This is a genomic window from Luteimonas viscosa, from assembly GCF_008244685.1.
Classification (GTDB): domain Bacteria; phylum Pseudomonadota; class Gammaproteobacteria; order Xanthomonadales; family Xanthomonadaceae; genus Luteimonas; species Luteimonas viscosa.
The window spans coordinates 1,523,588-1,540,344 of the sequence record NZ_VTFT01000001.1; the positions used below are offsets into that span (position 1 = coordinate 1,523,588).

At 70.8% G+C, this 16,757-nt stretch carries 10 protein-coding genes and 1 pseudogene; 6 read left to right on the forward strand and 5 right to left on the reverse strand.

Features of this window, described 5'->3' with window-relative positions:
- Nucleotides 1-161 precede the first annotated feature (161 nt).
- Nucleotides 162-2,393 carry a primosomal protein N' gene (locus tag FZO89_RS06880; RefSeq protein WP_149102547.1) on the forward strand — a complete coding sequence of 744 codons (2,232 nt, stop codon included), beginning with the start codon at nucleotides 162-164 and terminating at the stop codon, nucleotides 2,391-2,393.
- 12 nt (nucleotides 2,394-2,405) lie between these two features.
- Here FZO89_RS06880 and FZO89_RS06885 read toward each other — a convergent pair whose 3' ends face one another.
- Entirely contained in the window at nucleotides 2,406-3,143 is a 738-nt protein-coding gene (locus FZO89_RS06885) for an NYN domain-containing protein (protein WP_149102548.1), read from the reverse strand.
- 277 nt (nucleotides 3,144-3,420) lie between these two features.
- Here FZO89_RS06885 and FZO89_RS06890 point away from each other — a divergent pair, with 277 nt between their 5' ends.
- The 5 genes and pseudogenes from FZO89_RS06890 to FZO89_RS18745 all read left to right on the forward strand — a co-directional run.
- Nucleotides 3,421-4,740 carry an MFS transporter gene (locus tag FZO89_RS06890; protein ID WP_149102549.1) on the forward strand — a complete coding sequence of 440 codons (1,320 nt, stop codon included), beginning with the start codon at nucleotides 3,421-3,423 and terminating at the stop codon, nucleotides 4,738-4,740.
- A gap of 72 nt (nucleotides 4,741-4,812) precedes the next feature.
- A complete protein-coding gene (gene tal / locus FZO89_RS06895) occupies nucleotides 4,813-5,760 on the forward strand; it encodes a transaldolase (RefSeq protein WP_149102550.1) in 948 nt (315 codons plus the stop codon).
- A 336-nt stretch (nucleotides 5,761-6,096) separates the two neighbouring features.
- Nucleotides 6,097-7,374 (forward strand): NAD(P)/FAD-dependent oxidoreductase, encoded by a 1,278-nt coding sequence (locus FZO89_RS06900; protein ID WP_149102551.1) that lies wholly within the window; start codon nucleotides 6,097-6,099, stop codon nucleotides 7,372-7,374.
- Nucleotides 7,375-7,453: 79 nt separating this feature from the next.
- Entirely contained in the window at nucleotides 7,454-8,263 is an 810-nt protein-coding gene (gene zupT, locus FZO89_RS06905) for a zinc transporter ZupT (protein WP_149102552.1), read from the forward strand.
- A gap of 245 nt (nucleotides 8,264-8,508) precedes the next feature.
- Nucleotides 8,509-8,931: pseudogene (locus FZO89_RS18745) on the forward strand (DUF2306 domain-containing protein); the annotation flags it as partial.
- 46 nt (nucleotides 8,932-8,977) lie between these two features.
- Here FZO89_RS18745 and FZO89_RS06915 read toward each other — a convergent pair.
- The 4 genes from FZO89_RS06915 to FZO89_RS06930 form a co-directional block, all read right to left on the reverse strand.
- A complete protein-coding gene (locus FZO89_RS06915) occupies nucleotides 8,978-10,141 on the reverse strand; it encodes a helix-turn-helix domain-containing protein (protein WP_149102554.1) in 1,164 nt (387 codons plus the stop codon).
- A gap of 106 nt (nucleotides 10,142-10,247) precedes the next feature.
- Complete coding sequence (rpoH, locus tag FZO89_RS06920) at nucleotides 10,248-11,126, reverse strand: RNA polymerase sigma factor RpoH (protein ID WP_149102555.1); 879 nt, start codon at nucleotides 11,124-11,126, stop codon at nucleotides 10,248-10,250.
- Between the two features lie 319 nt (nucleotides 11,127-11,445).
- A complete protein-coding gene (locus FZO89_RS06925; RefSeq protein ID WP_149102556.1) occupies nucleotides 11,446-13,098 on the reverse strand; it encodes a CshA/CshB family fibrillar adhesin-related protein in 1,653 nt (550 codons plus the stop codon).
- Nucleotides 13,098-16,757: a TonB-dependent receptor gene (locus FZO89_RS06930; RefSeq protein WP_149104079.1), complete on the reverse strand. Its 3,660-nt coding sequence runs from the start codon at nucleotides 16,755-16,757 to the stop codon at nucleotides 13,098-13,100. The genes FZO89_RS06925 and FZO89_RS06930 overlap by 1 nt, the downstream gene beginning before the upstream one ends.

Consider the following 16,757-nt stretch of genomic DNA (forward strand, 5'->3'; position numbering starts at 1 on the left):
TCGTGCACAGGGTTATCCACACAAATTGTGGATAAGGGGAAAATCCTTTGCCGCCATCCACTTGCAGCCGGAACGTCCACCGCAGGACAACTCTGGCGCGCAAGTCCGGCTGCGGCGCGGGCGGGGCGCGACCTGCGGGCGGCAGGCCCTAGACTTCTTCGGTGTCCGATGCCCACGCTCCCGTGTTCCAGGTCGCCCTGCCGCTGCCGCTGCCGCGGCTGTTCGATTACGCCGCGCCCGCGGGCCGGGCGCCGGGCACCGACGACATCGGCCGCCGCGTGCGGGTGCCGTTCGGACCGCGCGAGCTGGTCGGTGTGGTCGCGGCAGTCGGCGCAGCGGCACCCGGTTCGCCCGAGCTGCGCGCCGTCCTCGCCCGGCTCGACGAGCAGCCGCTGCTGCACGGCGAACTGCTCGACTCGCTGCACTGGCTGGCGCGCTATACCCACGCTCCGCTCGGCGAGGTGCTGGCCACCGCCCTGCCTGCGGCGCTGCGCCGGGGCGAACCGCTGCCGGACACCCACGCCTGGGCCTGGCGCCTGACCGAAGCCGGGGCCACCGCGCTGAGCGGGCTGCGCCAGGGCACGCGCCCGCGGCGGCTGGCCGAACTGCTGCACGACGCCGGGCGCGACGAGGACGCGCTCGACGCCGCGCTGGAAGACTGGCGCGGCGCCGCGCGTTCACTGGCCAGACGCGGCTACGCCGAGCGCGTCGCGATGCCCGCTTCGCAGCTCGCGCCGATGCCGGCCCCCGGCCCGACACCCCACCCCGAGCAGCAGGCGGCGATCGAGGCCGTGCGCGATGCCGGCGGGTTCGCACCGCTGCTGCTCGACGGCGTCACCGGCAGCGGCAAGACCGAGGTCTACCTGCACGCGATCGCCGACTGCCTCGCGCGCGGCCGCCAGGCGCTGGTGCTGGTGCCGGAGATCGGGCTTACCCCGCAGTTGCTGGCGCGCTTCCGCGCGCGCCTGGGCGTACCGGTGCACGCCACCCATTCCGGGCTCAACGACGGCGAACGCGCGCGCACCTGGGCCGCGGCCTGGCGCGGCGAGGCGCGGGTGGTGGTCGGCACGCGCTCGGCGGTGTTCACGCCGCTGCCCGACGCCGGCCTGATCGTGGTCGACGAGGAACACGACGGCAGCTACAAGCAGCAGGACGGCATCCGCTACCACGCCCGCGACTTCGCCCTGGTGCGCGGCAAGGCGCTGGGCGTGCCGGTGCTGCTGGGCAGCGCGACGCCCTCGCTGGAAACCCTGCACAACGCCACCACCGGCGGGCGCTACGGCTACCTGCGCCTGTCGCAGCGCGCCGGCGACGCCAAGCCGCCGGCAGTGCGGGTGATGGACGTGCGCAAGCGTCCGCTGGAGGCCGGGCTGTCGGCGCAGATGCTCGAGGCCATCCGCACCGCACTTGCCGACGGAGGCCAGGTGCTGGTGTTCCGCAACCGCCGCGGCTACGCCCCGGTGCTGTTGTGCCACGACTGCGGCTGGAGCGCGCAGTGCCCGCGCTGCGGCACGCCCGAGGTCGGCCGGCCGATGACCGTGCACGCGCACGGCCGGCGCCTGCAATGCCATCACTGCGGCCATCGCAGGGCGGCGCCGCCGGCATGCCCGGACTGCGCCGGCCTCGCGCTGCAGCCGCAGGGCGTGGGCACCGAGCGCATCGAGGAGGTCCTCGCGGCGAAGTTCGAAGGGGTACCGGTGCTGCGCATCGACCGCGGCAGCACCCAGCGCAGGGACGGGCTGGCGACGCTGCTGGGGGGGATCGGCGAGCGGCCCGGCATCCTGATCGGCACCCAGATGCTGGCCAAGGGCCACGACCTGCCGAACCTCACCCTGGTGTGCGTGGTCGGCATCGACGAGGGGCTGTTCTCGGCGGATTTCCGCTCGCACGAGAAGCTGGCGCAGCTGCTGATCCAGGTCGCCGGACGCGCCGGACGCGCGCAGCGCGCGGGACAGGTGCTGCTGCAGACCCACCATCCCGACCACCCCCTGCTGGCGACGCTGATCGACGGCGGCTACCACGCCTTCGCCGCGGAGGAGCTGGCGCAGCGCGAGGCCGCCGGCTTCCCGCCGTTCGCGCACCTGGCGTTGCTGCGCGCCGAGGCCAAGCACGCGGGACCGCCGCTGGCGTTCCTGCAGGCGGCGAAGCAGTGCCTGGCGCCGGCCCGCGCAGGCGAGACCCGCCCGGCCCAGGACGCGCCGGCGCTCAGCGGTCCGATGCCGGCGCCGATGCCGCGCCGCGCCGGCATGCATCGCGCGCAGCTGCTGCTGTCCGCGCCGTCGCGCCGCAGCCTGCATGCCGCACTCGAGGCGGCGTTGCCGCCGATCCATGCCCTGCCCGAGGCGCGCAAGGTGCGCTGGTCGCTGGATGTCGACCCGGTGGACCTGTACTGAGGCGCGCGCAGGTCAGCCGGCGGCCTTGCCCCGCGGCTTGTCGCGCACGAACACCATCTGTCCCTGCCGGCGCACCTCGAACAGGCCGATCGCCTCGACCAGGTCGCTGAGCTTGCGGTAGCCGTAGTTGCGCGGATCGAACGAGGCCTGGTTGCCGATCTGCTGGCCGACCTGGCCCAGGTGCGACCAGCCGTCGTCGTCGGCGGCCGATTCCACCGCGCTGCGCAGCAATTGCAGCAGGCGGCCGTCGCCGCGCAGCTGTTTCAGGGTGCGTGGCTTGCTGGCCGAAGGCGCCGCGTCCGCTGCCACGCCCGGCGCGCCCAGCGCCTCGACGTAGGTGAACTTCGAGCAGGCGTTGACGAAGGGCTTGGGCGTCTTCTGCTCGCCGAAGCCGTAGACCTTCACGCCTTCGGTCAGCAGCCGCATCACCAGCGGGGTGAAATCGGCATCGCTGGAGACGATGGCGAAGGCGTCGAGCTTGCCGGCGTAGAGCAGGTCCATCGCGTCGATCACCATCGCCATGTCCGAGGCGTTCTTGCCGGTCGAGTAGTCGAACTGCTGGATCGGCCGGATCGCGTACTCGTGCAGCACCGCCTCCCAGGCCTTGATGTGCGGGTTCTTCCAGTTGCCGTAGGCGCGGCGCACGTTGGCGACGCCGTGGCGCGCGACCTCGTTGAGGATCGCGTCGATCTTGGCCGCGGGCGCGTTGTCGGCGTCGACCAGCAGCGCGATGCGTCGTTCGATGTCCATCCGTTCGTCCCGTGGTCGATGTCGCACGGATTATCGAGCGCGGCCGGGCGACAATACAAATGCGGCCCGTCGCTACGGCCCTGCTCTCGCGCCCTGGTTTCCCTCGGTCTTCGGTCCCTCTTTTCGTTCCTGTCATCCCGAGTGCAGCGAAGGATCCGCTTCGATGCGCCGGACACCGTATCCCTCGCTGCGCCCGGGATGACAGGAGCCCGTGGGCAGATGATCCAGCCGCCGGAACAGGCCAGAATGCCGCGGTCCCGGCCCCAGTGAGCACCGCATGCAGACCGAACCACGCGCCGCCATGACGCCCGCGCAGCGCCTTCGCAGCATCTTCAGCGGCTCGGTCGGCAACCTCGTCGAGTGGTACGACTGGTACGTCTACGCGGCGTTCTCGCTGTACTTCGCCGAGGTCTTCTTCCCGGACGGCGACCGCACCAGCCAGTTGCTCAGGACCGCGGCGATCTTCGCGGTCGGCTTCCTGATGCGTCCGCTCGGCGCCTGGATGCTCGGGCGCTACGCCGACCGCCACGGCCGCAAGCGGGCGCTGATGCTGTCGGTGGTGATGATGTGCGGCGGCTCCCTGCTCATCGCCTGCACACCCGGCTACGAGACCATCGGCATCGCCGCGCCGGTGCTGCTGGTACTGGCACGGCTGCTGCAGGGCCTGAGCGTGGGTGGCGAATACGGGACCTCCGCGACCTACCTGAGCGAGGTCGCCACGCGCGAACACCGCGGCTTCTGGTCGAGCTTCCAGTACGTGACCCTGGTGATGGGCCACCTGGTCGCGCTGGGCGTGCTGATCTCGCTGCAGCGCGTATTCCTGACCGAAGAGCAATTGCGCGACTGGGGTTGGCGGATCCCGTTCGTGATCGGCGCGGTCGCGGCCGTCGTGGCCCTGTGGCTGCGGCGGACGATGGTCGAAAGCGAATCGTTCCAGCGCGCCGAGGCGCAAGCCTCCAACGCCACCGATGCGCGCCAGGGCACGCTGCGCGAACTCGCGCGACATCCGCGCGCGGTGCTGACCGTCATCGGCCTGACCATGGGCGGCACGCTGGCGTTCTACACGTACACCACCTACGTGCACAAGTTCATGGTCAACAGCGCCGGCATCGCCAACGAGACCGCGAGCCTGATCAACGCCGCGACGCTGTTCGTGTACATGCTGCTGCAGCCGCTGGTCGGCGCGCTGTCGGACCGGATCGGGCGGCGGCCGATCCTGATCGGCTTCGGCGTGCTCGGCGTGCTGTGCACCTGGCCGATCCTGAGCAGCCTGCAGGACGCCAGCCCGCTGCAGGCGTTCTGGCTGATCCTGGCCGCGCTGGTGATCGTCAGCGGCTACACCGCGATCAACGCGGTGGTGAAGGCCGAACTGTTCCCGGTCGAGGTGCGCGCGCTCGGCGTCGGCCTGCCCTACGCGCTGACCGTGGCGCTGTTCGGCGGTACCGCCGAGTACGTGGCGCTGTGGTTCAAGGGCATCGGCATGGAACGCGGCTTCTTCTGGTACGTCACCGCCTGCATCGGCGTGTCGCTGCTGGTCTACCTGCGCATGCCGGACACGCGCGCGGCCTCGCAGATCGACCGCGACGGTACGTGCTGAAACCGTTACGGCAGCGCAACGGCGGATGCGCGACAATACGCGCATCCCTCATCGAACCGACCGCACGCCCACATGCCGACCCAGCTCGAACAGCTCCGCGCCCTGTCCACCGTCGTCGCCGACACCGGCGACATCGAGGCCATCGCCCGTTTCAAGCCGATGGACGCCACCACCAATCCCTCGCTGCTGCTCAAGGCCGCCTCGCTGCCGGCCTATGCCGCGCACCTGGACGCGGCCGTGTCCGGCGCGGGCGGCAGCGGCGAGGCCCGCGTGGCCGACGCCGGCGACCGCCTCTCGGTGGCGATCGGCGGCGAGATCCTCAAGCTGATCCCCGGGCGCGTCTCCACCGAGGTCGACGCACGCCTGAGCTTCGACACCGAAGCCACCATCGCCAAGGCGCACCGGCTGGTCGAGCTCTACAGCCAGGCCGGCATCGGCACCGATCGCCTGCTGATCAAGATCGCCTCGACCTGGGAAGGCATCCGCGCCGCCGAACGGCTCGAGCGCGAGGGCATCCACTGCAACCTCACCCTGCTGTTCTCGTTCGCGCAGGCGGTGGCCTGCGCCGAGGCCGGCGTGTTCCTGATCTCGCCCTTCGTCGGCCGCATCCTCGACTGGCACCTGGCCAACGGCATGGCCAGGCCGGCCACGCCGCAGGACGATCCGGGCGTGGAGTCGGTGACCAGCATCTGGAACTACTACAAGCGCCACGGCTACGACACCGTGGTGATGGGCGCGAGCTTCCGCAACACCGGCGAAGTGCTGGCGCTGGCCGGCTGCGACCGCCTGACGATCTCGCCCGACCTGCTCGGCGCGCTGGAAGAGTCCGACGCGACCGTCGAGCGCGCGCTGGTCGACGCGGGCGAACGTGGCGACAAGCCCGCCGCGCTCGACGAAGCCGCGTTCCGCTGGCAGCACAACGAGGACGCGATGGCGACCGAGAAGCTGGCCCAGGGCATCCGCAATTTCGCCGCCGACCAGCGCAAGCTCGAGGCGCAGCTGGCGGCGAAGCTCGGCTGATCCCGGACCAGTGCACCAGCGCGCGGCAGCTGCAGTGCGCCATCGCCGCCACGCCGCTTCCTTGCGAGTCATGATACGGCGAGGCGTCGACCCACGAAGACCCGCCTGCTCCCTCTCCCGCTTGCGGGAGAGGGTCGGGGTGAGGGCCGGGACGCAGCGCGTTGCCTCCGCGTCTCCGGCACGCCTCCTCCGCCTGCGGCATCCGTCGACCGCAAGCGCTGGAACCGCCAAGCGCAACCCTTCGCCGCAGGAGTGCGAACAGCCCGCGACCGTATCGTGGCACCCGCTCGGCCGGGTCCACAGGATCTTGCGGCGTCCGTGCCTAGAATCGACCGCATGACGCAACCGCTTCCCCACGTGGTCATCGTCGGCGGCGGCTTCGCGGGCCTCTGGGCCGCGCGCGCGCTGCGCACCGCTCCGGTCCGCATCACCCTGCTCGATCGCGGCAACCACCACCTGTTCCAGCCCCTGCTCTACCAGGTGGCGACCGCGGGCCTGTCCGCGCCCGACATCGCCGCGCCGCTGCGCCAGATCCTGCGCCGGCAGGAGAACGTGGAGGTGCGGATGGCGACCGTGTCGCGCATCGATGCGGACGCGCGCCAGGTGGAAATCGAGGATGCCACCGGCGGACAGCGCCTGGATTTCGACTACCTGATGCTCGCCAGCGGCGTCACCCACGATTATTTCGGCAACGAGCAGTGGGCCGCGCACGCGCCGGGCCTGAAGACGCTCGACGACGCGCTCGACCTGCGCCGCAAGCTGCTGCTCGCCTTCGAGCGCGCGGAGGCCGAGACCGATCCCGACGAACGCGACGCCTGGCTGAGTTTCGCCATCATCGGCGGTGGTCCTACCGGGGTCGAACTGGCGGGCACGCTGTCGGAGATCGCGCGGCACACGCTCAGCGGCGAGTTCCGCAACATCGATCCGGCGCGGGCGCGGGTGCGGCTGGTGGAAGCCGGACCGCGCGTGCTGTCCTCGTTCCCGGACGACCTGTCGCGCAAGGCGCGCGCGCAACTCGAGAAGCTCGGCGTCGAGGTCCACACCGGCGTGCCGGTGGAGGAGATCACCGCCGAGGGCTACCGCCGTGGCGAGGAGTTCGTGCGCGCGCGGACCGTGGTCTGGGCCGCCGGCGTCGCGGCCTCGCCGCTGGCGCAATGCCTGGGCGTGCCGCTCGATCGCGCCGGGCGCGTGAAGGTGCAACCGGATCTCTCGGTGCCGGGGCATCCCTGCATCTTCGTGGCCGGCGACCTGGCCGCGATCGACCGCGCCGACGGCAGGCCGGTGCCGGGCGTGGCGCCGGCCGCCAAGCAGATGGGCCGCCACGTCGCGCGCACGATCCTCGCCCGCCTGGACGGCCGCGAGGGCACGCATTTCCGCTACCGCGACTACGGCAACCTCGCCACCATCGGCCGCATGGCCGCCGTGGTCGACCTCGGCGCGTGGCGGTTCTCGGGGATGCTGGCCTGGTGGTTCTGGCTGCTGGCGCACCTGTTCTTCCTGGTCGGTTTCCGCAACCGCATCGTGGTGCTGCTCAACTGGTCGGTGGCGTACTGGACCCACCAGCGCGCGGCCCGGATCATCCTCGGCGGCGACGATCGTTCCGATACAAAGTAACGATCCACACGCGTGAGCGTGCACGTCAGCGCGTGCCTTGCTTCGGCTAGGATGGCGCGTCCCCCGGAACGCCGCGCGCATGACCGAGATCCCGCTGCAGAACCTGCTGATCGCGCTCGCGGTGACCACCGGCGCAGGACTGGCGACGGGGCTCGGCAGCCTGCTGGTCTTCGCCTCGAAGAAGCCCAATGCGCGGCTGCTGGCGTTCGGCCTGGCCTTCGCCGGCGGGGCGATGGTGTACGTGTCGCTCGCCGAGATCCTCAACAAGTCGGTCGCGTCGTACACGCTGGCCTACGGCGACCGCCTGGGATTCACCTGGGGCACGCTGTCGTTCCTCGCCGGCGTACTGCTGATCGTCACCATCGACCGGCTGGTGCCGAACCCGCACGAACGGCTCGAGGTCGACGATCCCTACTTCCGCCAGCACAACCGCGACTACGTCAAGCGCGTCGGCCTGCTGACCGCGATCGCGATCACCGCGCACAATTTCCCGGAAGGCCTGGCGACGTTCTTCGCCACGCTCGAGAATCCGGGCGTGGGCATGCCGCTGGCGTTCGCGATCGCGATCCACAACATCCCCGAAGGCATCGCGATCGCGGTGCCGGTGTACTTCGCCACCCACAACAAGGCCTACGCCTTCATCGCCTGCCTGCTGTCCGGCCTGGCCGAGCCGATCGGCGCGATCATCGGTTACGTGCTGCTGCGGCCGTACCTGTCGGACGCGGTGTTCGGCGGGGTGTTCGGCTTCATCGCCGGGGTGATGGTGTTCCTGGCGCTGGACGAACTGCTGCCCGCGGCCAAGCGCTACGCCAAGGGCCACGAGACGGTCTACGGCCTGGTCACCGGCATGGCCGCGCTGGCGATCAGCCTGGTGCTGTTCAAGTGGTGACGGCCGCCGGGGCCCGCTCCCCGGCCTGACGCGCACGTGCGAACCCGCCGGATCGAACGTCGCGGACGTCCGGTCCGGCCGGCTGCGACGACCGCGGCGCGTGCGCTGCCGATGCTGCCTCCATCCCGACCCGATGGAGCAAGCGCATGCGGCTGCAAGCCACGACCCTGCTGGTGCGATCGACCCAGGCCCTGTTCTCGCTGGCGTGCGTGCTGGTGGCCGCCTACGCCTTCGTCTTCCTGCTCATGCCCGTGCGCGAGGGCGATCCGTTCGCGGCCCGCTTCGCCGTCGCCGGCTGGGACGTGCCCGCGCACTTCTTCGGCGCCGGGCTCGCGCTGCTGCTGGTGCCGGTCCAGCTGAGCCAGGGCATCCGCCGGCGGTGGCCGATGATCCACCGCGTCTGCGGCCGGGTGTCCGCGGTGGCGATCCTGGTCGGCGGCGTGTCCGGCCTGTCCATGGCCCAGGAGGCCCATGGCGGCTGGGTCAGCCGGGCGGGGTTTTCCGCGCTCGCGCTGCTGTGGCTCGGCATCACCGCGAACGGCATCCGGCTGGCGATCAGGCGCGACCTTCCCCGCCACCGCACCTGGATGGCCTACAGCATCGCCCTGACCACCGGTGCGATCACGTTCCGGGTGATGCTGGGCGTGGGCACGGGGGTGATGGAATGGCCGTTCACGCCCGTGTACGCGACGGTGTCCTGGGTGAGCTGGATGTTCAATCTGGCCGCGTGCTCGGGCTGGCTGGCCCTGTCGCGCCGTCGCCGTCCGGCGACTTGCCCCGCGCCGGTTCCGGTTCCGCATGCCGACGCCGGAAGGCGCTGGGCGTCTCGCCCACCAGCCGCTTGAACGCGGTGTTGAACGTGGACTTGGAGGTGAATCCCGCGTCGTAGGCGAGCTCGAGGATCGCGCGCGATTCGGCCGGATCCGACAGGCTGGCGCGGACCGCCTCGATGCGATGGCGGTTCACGTACTCCCAGAAATTGCCGCCCAGCCGGCGGTTGATCACGGCCGACACCAGGTACTCGGGATAACCGCTGCGCCGTGCGAGCTGGGCGATCGTCAGCGCGGGTTCGCGGTACAGGCGCTCGCGCGCCATCAGCTCCGACAGCCGCGCCTCGACATCGTCGACGCGCGCGTCGCCGGCAAGGCCATCGCCGCCCGGCGACGGGTCCGGCGACGGATCCGCAACGGGATCGGTCTCCGCCGTCGTCGCCACGGGCGGCTGCGACAGGCTGAACCAGCCGATCACGCAGACCCAGGCCGCGACCGCACCGTAGATCAGGTAGTAGTCCAGGTACGGCAGGCGCACCAGCCATTGCAGCAGCGCGATGCCCCAGATCACGAATTGCCCCGCCGCCAGGGCCGTGAGCCAGCGCAGCGACAGCCGGTCGGCGTCGGAGCGGTGCGCCTCCAGCCGACGGCGATACCGCGCGACGCAGCGCAGCGCCGCCGCCAGGTAGGCGAACGCCACCAGGTACAGCAGGGGATCGAACCACGGCGCATCCCACGACCCGGCCACCGGCAGCGGGGCGCCGCCGAGCCAGCGTCCGCCCGCCCACGCCAGCGCGAGGCCGAACCACGCGGCGTGGGCCAGGTCGCGCCAGCGCGGGGCCCGTCCCGTGGTCAGCACCCGCACATAGACGAAGAACATCGGCGCGTAGAACAGCGGCAGCAGCCGCGCGATCCGGTACGCATCGCCCAGGGCGGTGGTCGCGGACGCCATGTACCCGGCCTTGACGGCGAGATCCACCGCGATGACGCCCAGCCAGGCCGAAAGCACGCGGTTGGCGTGCGCGTTCGACCGGCTTCGCCAAAGCGCGGCTGCCAGCATCGCCGCCTGCGCGGCGCCGACCCAATACAGGATCACCCAGACTGTCATCGACCGCGGAGCCGGTGGCGGGGCCGTGCAGGATAATCGCGCGGACGCCGGAAACGGAAAAAGCCCGGCCGGAGCCGGGCTTTTCCTGTTCTTCGCAGCGAGACGATCAGGCCGCGAACAGCGCCTTCATCTTCTTCAGGGCGTTGGCCTCGACCTGGCGGATGCGCTCGGCCGACACGCCGTACTCGTCGGCCAGTTCCTGCAGCGTGAGCTTGCTGTCCGGATCGAGCCAGCGACGCTTGATGATGTCGCGCGAACGCTCGTCCAGGCGCGCCAGCCCGGCGCGCAGCAGCTCCAGGCGGTTGTCGGCGCTGTCGCCGCGCTCGTAGGCCTGCGCCGGATCCTCGTCGTGCGCGATCAGGTACGCCGACGGCGACGGCGGCGCGTGCTCGTCGTCCTCGTCGGACGGCGCGTCGAAGCCGATGTCGCGACCCGACAGGCGCGACTCCATCTCCAGCACCTCGCGCTCGGACACGTTGAGGTCCTTCGCCACCGCGCTCACTTCCGCCGCGTTGAGCCAGCCCAGGCGGGTCTTGCTCTTGCGCAGGTTGAAGAACAGCTTGCGCTGGGCCTTGGTGGTCGCGACCTTGACGATGCGCCAGTTCTTGAGGATGAACTCGTGCATCTCGGCGCGGATCCAGTGCACCGCGAAGCTCACCAGGCGCACGCCGATGTCGGGGTCGAAGCGCTTGACCGCCTTCATCAGGCCGATGTTGCCTTCCTGGATCAGGTCGCCGAGCTGCAGGCCGTAGCCGCTGTAGCCACGGGCGACGTGCACCACGAAGCGCAGGTGCGAATGCACCAGCTCGCGCGCGGCGTCGAGGTCCTCTTCGTCGCGGAAACGGCGCGCCAGCGCCTGCTCGTCGTCGACCGAGAGCACGGGAATCTGGTGGACCGCACCGATGTAGGCTTCCAGCGAACCGAGCGGAGTCAGCCCGGTGAAGGCGGGAACCGGCAGGTTGTTGGCAACGAGGGCTTGGGTCATGGGGGTCTTCATGGGAAAGGAGTCTAGCAGTCGGTACCTGTGACTGCTAAGGGCTCTGGAAGTTCCCAGCGTTGCATGAATGGAACAACGACAGGGGCGGCTGTCGATCGTTTCAGGAGCCGGCCTGGCGCTCCGGAGACATCTGGCCCCGCTCCTCGCCGTTGCCCGCCTGAATCCCGCTCGACCGCCTTATCGAACGTGCGACAGGCCGACCCGTTGACGCGAGCGACGCACGCCGGCGGCCAGCCTCCCCGGCCCGGCACGCCGGCCCCCTCGGCGTCGGCCGGCCTGCCTGGCGTCGCAGCGCGTCGCGGACGCCTCAGGGTTCCGGATCGGCCACCGTGCACTGGTATTCCAGCACCAGTTCGCCACCTTCGGGCAGTGCCGGGATCGTCAGCCCGGCGCCCTGGAGGTCCCCGACCGTGGCAGCGGCGGGGCACTGCGCACCGCCGCTGGCGCTGCAGGCCACGACCGAAGCCGGTGCGCAGTCGAGTCCGTCCACCGGCGGATCGGTGACGACCGCGCCATCGGCCGCGAACGGGCCAGCGTTGCCCACGGTCACGGTGTAGTCGACCACCTGCCCGACGCTGGCATTGGTCGGCGTCACCACCTTGTCCAGCGACACGTCCACCGCGAGTTCGAGCTCGACCGCGTGGTCCTCGGCTTCGCCGTCGGCCGCTTCGCCGGAGGGCGACTGCACCTCGGCGGCATCGGTCGCATAGCGCAGCCGCACGTAGCTGCTGCCGGGCGAGACGTCGGCGGGCACGATCCACGACAGGGCCGCGGCCCCGCCGCTGCACGCGGCCTGCGCGCGCTCGTCGGGGTCGAACGCGCCGTTGTGGTCGAAGTCGATCCAGCCCGCGACCGTGCCGGTGCCCACGCAGGCAATGCTGCGGTCGATCGGCTGCGCGGTCCCGGTGATGGCCAGCGTGTCCGACGTCCATGCGTCCTCTTCGGCGGAGCCTGCGCTGCCGCCGCTGTCGTCGCCATCGGCGTCGACGCCGGCCTGGGTGCCGGGCTCGCCGTCGGGACCGATGCTGCCGAGGAAGCCGCTGTCGGGCGGTGCGAGCTGTCCGAGCTGGAAACCCGGGGTGTTGATGTCGATGGCGCCGGCGCCGGGCGCCAGCCCGTCGGGCTCGGCCACCAGCCCGCGCAGCAGGTGCGCGGCGTCGCCGTAGCTGCCCGGGGCATCGCCGAAGTCGGCGGACGGCGCCAGCAGCCCGATCGCGATCGCGGTATTGCCGCCACCGAGGATCTCGAACGCCATGGTGATCGACTCGCCGGGGCCGTAGGCCGCTTCGTCGAAGGTCAGGAAGGTCACGCCCGCCGGACTGGTCGTGCCGTTCTGCTCGCCGCCCGGGTTGCCGAAGCGGATCGCCTGCAGGCCGCCGCCCACGTCGTCCTTGCGCGCGTCGTAGCGGTTGCCGTTGCCGGTGTAGACCTCGACCACGTTCCAGGTGCCCGCGGCGGTGCCCTCCAGGTACTCGGTGGTCGTGTTCATCGACTCCGCGTCCGCCATCACCAGACCGGGGATCCGGTACGGCAGGCCGCCCAGTGTCGCCTGGCACTCGACGGTGAAACCGTGGGTGCCTGTCCTGCCCATGATGCCGGTGATGAGCTGGTTGGCAGCGCCGGTGCCACCGATGTTGTACATGTCGTCGAGCGCGTCGCCGCTCCAGTCGCCGGGGCGATAGCTCTCGATGGTGCCGCTGATGCCGGACAGGCTGCACTCGAGGACCAGGTCCTGGTTCGCGGTCACCGGGATCGTGGCCGAGGTCGTGGCGCCGTCGGCCAGCGGGAGCCCCGCCGTGCCGTTTACGCCGCCGCCCCAGGTCAGCCACAGGACCTCGTTGCGGTACTGGCCACTGCCGCCGGTGGCATAGGCCGCGGCATGCGCCTGCGGCAGGTGCGCGGCGAACAGGCCGCCGGCCAGCAACAGCGTGCAGGCGTTGCGGAGGTTGCGAGTCTTCATCAGTAGCTGCCCACGAAATTGACGAACCAGCCCTGGTGGTCGTAATCGAACTCGGTCAGGTCGTCGCTGAAATCGGTGAAGTTGTAGCCCGCGCCGATGCGGAAGTTGCGGCCGATGTCGCGGTCCACGCCCGCCATCCAGCCCTGGCGCGTGCCGCCATCGTCCACGTCCAGCCAGCGGTACTCGGCCATCGCGTGCCAGCGGTACAGCAGCTCGTAGCGGACCTGCCCGGCGGCGAAGGTGGTCGCCGAGTCGAACCAGTCGCCGGTGCCGCGGCCGAAGCGCGCCTCGCCCTCGCGGCGCGCGAGCTTGCCCGCGAATTCCCAGCGCTGGTCGTGGCGGTACACGCCTTCCAGCGACAGCACCTGGGTCTTCTGGTCGTACTGCGCGCCGCCCATCTGGCCCAGCGTCGCCAGGTCGTAGAGGTAGGTATAGCGGCCGAACAGGCCCCAGCGCGTGCTGTTCCACGGGCGGAAGGCGAAGCCGAGGTTGCCCTCGATGAACTTCGCGCTGGCGGCCGGGTCGAGGTCGTCCTGGGTATCGGCGTAGTTGAAGCGCCCGGCGATCCGCCAGCTCTCGTTGAGCTTGTGGGTGAGGCGATGGGTGCTGACCCACTGGGTGACGCGTTCGGCGCCGCTGTCCTCGCGCCACTCCAGCTTGCTCTGCCAGCTGGTGTCGGTGGAGGTGCGGCCGCCGGCGACGCTGATCGCGCGGCGATCAACCTCGCCGCCGTTGACGTTGGTCAGCTCGCCGTCGCTCAGGGTGAAGCCGACGTTCCAGCCCTGGGCCGGATAGAAATCCAGGCCGAAGGTATGCGCCAGGCCGCTCTCGCGACGGTTCTTCAGGAACTGGCTCTCGTTGAACACGTTGACCTGGTTCGACAGCCGCCAGCGCTGGCCGAGCGTCCAGCCGTTGCGCGCGTTGGGATTGAAAAGCGGGTCGTAGTCGCTGCGATCGGTGGAGTACGTGTAGCTGCCGTAGAAGCTCTGCTGCGCCGAACGCCGCCACTCGCCGTTGATCTGCGCCGCGTCGCCGCGGTCGCCGGTGGTGAGCTCGCCGCCCAGGGTGGAGAGATTGGCGAAGTTGTAGCGACCGCCGAGGGTGAACGCGTCGTTGTCGGCGTAGGCGCCACTGTCGTCGTCCAGGGTCAACTGGGCGGTGCCGTAGACATCGAGCGCGGTGCCGAAGCGGCGGGTGTAGCGCGCGGCGCCGAGCAGGCCGGCCGCATCGAGCGTGCCGCGCGTTTCTTCGACCCGCCGCAGCTCGAACGCGAGCGCATCGACATCGCCGATCCGCCATTCGGCCCGGGCCTGCGCCTGGGTCAGCACGTCGCCGGCGCGCTCGGCGCGGCTGTAGCGTGCGTACACGCCCAGGTTCGGGGTGAACTCGCCCAGCACCTCGGCGCCGTATTCCTCGACCTCGGCGCCGGTATCGAAGCGCGAGATCGAGTAGCCGGCGTCGATCTGGCGCCACCACGCCCCCGCGCTCCACGGCTGCTGGCTCCAGCCCAGTTCCTGGAAGTTGGCGCGCGCCTCGACCGCGGTGGCCTCGCCTTCGCGTGGCCCGGCGGGATTGATGCGGGTGAAGCTCAGGCCGCCGTTGTCGGAGAAGAACACCGGCGCACTGGTGGACTCGGTGCGCGCGTGCTCGAGCTTCAGGTAGGTGCCTTTGCCGGCCTGCAGCGTGACGTCGGCCGAGGTCAGCGTGTAGTCCTCGCCGGCGCGGTTCTCGTCGACGTGGGTCAGGCCGACGCCGAGATGGTCGCCGAACCAGTGTTTGCCGCGCACGCCGGCGGCGACGTCGTCGGCGTCGAAGTCGCTGGGCACCCACTCGTAATCGACGATCAGGCGTTGCGCGAACCCGTCGAGCGGCGCGTCGCGGGTCAGCGTCGGCAGGTTCTGCAGGGTGATCTGCGCCAGCGGGCGGGTCAGCAGCACGCGGCCCTGCAGCTCGTCGATCTCGTAATCGGCGCCGCGCAGCAGTTCCACGCGCTGCTCGACACGGCCGGTGGTGCGGTCGCGCACTTCCAGCACCACCCGGTCGGAGCCGGGCAGCACGTCGGTGTGCCGCAGGTAATACAGGCTGCCGCCGGTGCCGATGAACTCGCTGTGGCCGGGCGCGGTCTGCGCCTCGGAGGCGAACGCGCGCAGTTGCGTCACCGGGTCGCCCCAGGCATTGGCCATGCGCGAGCGCCAGTTCAGCGCGGCGCCGTACAGCGCGCGTGAGTACTGGCCGTACTCGGTGCCGGTGAAGCCGGTGGCGAAGTTGCCCCACAGCGCCTCGTTCTTGTCCCAGTCCGCGCGCAGGTAGAAGCGGCCCATGGTGTCGACGTCGCGCCATACGCGGGAATCGTCGCCGTAGGTCGGGTAGTACAGGTCGGGATCGAGCCGCCGGAACACGTCCTGCGGATCGGCCGAGGTGAAGCCGTCGAACAGGTCCTCGAGCGGACGGTTCTGCGTATCGGCCTGGGCGGTGACCAGGTACTTCCCGCCCAGCTTGGCCTTGCCGTAGAACGCCAGGCGGCCGTCGCTGAGGATGTCGTCCTCGCGGCCGGCCATCGCCAGGGACTGGCCGGGCCCGCTGGCGTCGTTCTGGTAGACGGTGACGTCGGCCATCGCCACGCCGAAGAAGTAGCGGCCGCTGACGTCGACGTCGAGCGCATGCACGATCGGCGCGGCGCCGTCCTGCCCATCGAGGCCGATCTCGAACCGGTGCTGGCCGACCGGCACGAGGTATTCGGCGACGAACTTGCGCTCAAGATCGACCGGATACGACTCGCCATTGATGCGCAGCGAGCGGCCTTCCGGCAGGTTGCGACCCTGCACGCGCACGCGCGAGCCGTAGATCGGGATGTTCTGCTGGCGCAGGCCGTTCCCGGCGAACGCGTCCTCCACGAGTTGCTGGGTCAGCGCCTGGTCGCCGCTCAGCGCGGTGCCGAGCGAACGTTCGACGCTCTCGCGCACCTGTCCGCGGGCGCGCTCCGCTTCGTCGGGGCGCACCAGCTGCAGCTTGCGCGGCGAGGTTTCGTCGAAATTGCCTTGCGCGTCGAACGCACGCAGCACGTAGACCAGTTCGTCGCCGGCGCGCAGGCGCAGGTCCGCCGGAAGTTCGCCGTTCCACTCGCTCTGCACGGCGGCTTCGACCGGGAGGTCCAGGCTCGCCACCGGTGCGACCAGGTCGCCGTCGCTGCCGCGGTAGATCCGCAGTTCGTAGCGGTCGACGAAGGCGGTGTAGTTGCTGCGCACGAACAGGCGCACCGGCTCGACGATCCGCCCCGCGTCGAAGGCGACCATCGACGGCGCGGTGATGCTGAGTTCCGGCACGCCCAGGTCGGGATCCTCGGTGGCCCAGATCGCGCCGCCGCCCGGCAACTGCACCGAGAACGTGCCGCGCGCCACCGCGCGACCCGGCTGGTCGAGCGCGACCGACACGCGCCGGTCCGGCTGCAACGCCTCGGAGGACGACTGCGCGTCCGTCCCGGTGGTCGCCGGCTGGTCGTAGCTGCGCGTGCGCACGCGGAACACCAGCTCGCCGGTCTCGCTGCTGCAGGCTTCATCGCCGCATTCGATCGCGGCCTTCGCCGGCTCGGCCTGTTGCGCCGAGGCGCTGGCGCTCATGCCGGCGAGGATGCCGATCAGGGTGGCGTCTAGCAATTTCAT

Excerpts from the sequence above, each read along its gene's own strand:
- FZO89_RS06925 (WP_149102556.1), bottom strand. The coding sequence starts at position 13,098 with ATGAAGACTCGCAACCTCCGCAACGCCTGCACGCTGTTGCTGGCCGGC.
- zupT (WP_149102552.1), top strand. The coding sequence starts at position 7,454 with ATGACCGAGATCCCGCTGCAGAACCTGCTGATCGCGCTCGCGGTGACC.
- FZO89_RS06915 (WP_149102554.1), bottom strand. The coding sequence starts at position 10,141 with ATGACAGTCTGGGTGATCCTGTATTGGGTCGGCGCCGCGCAGGCGGCG.
- FZO89_RS06930 (WP_149104079.1), bottom strand. The coding sequence starts at position 16,757 with ATGAAATTGCTAGACGCCACCCTGATCGGCATCCTCGCCGGCATGAGC.
- FZO89_RS06900 (WP_149102551.1), top strand. The coding sequence starts at position 6,097 with ATGACGCAACCGCTTCCCCACGTGGTCATCGTCGGCGGCGGCTTCGCG.
- FZO89_RS06885 (WP_149102548.1), bottom strand. The coding sequence starts at position 3,143 with ATGGACATCGAACGACGCATCGCGCTGCTGGTCGACGCCGACAACGCG.
- rpoH (WP_149102555.1), bottom strand. The coding sequence starts at position 11,126 with ATGACCCAAGCCCTCGTTGCCAACAACCTGCCGGTTCCCGCCTTCACC.
- FZO89_RS06890 (WP_149102549.1), top strand. The coding sequence starts at position 3,421 with ATGCAGACCGAACCACGCGCCGCCATGACGCCCGCGCAGCGCCTTCGC.
- tal (WP_149102550.1), top strand. The coding sequence starts at position 4,813 with ATGCCGACCCAGCTCGAACAGCTCCGCGCCCTGTCCACCGTCGTCGCC.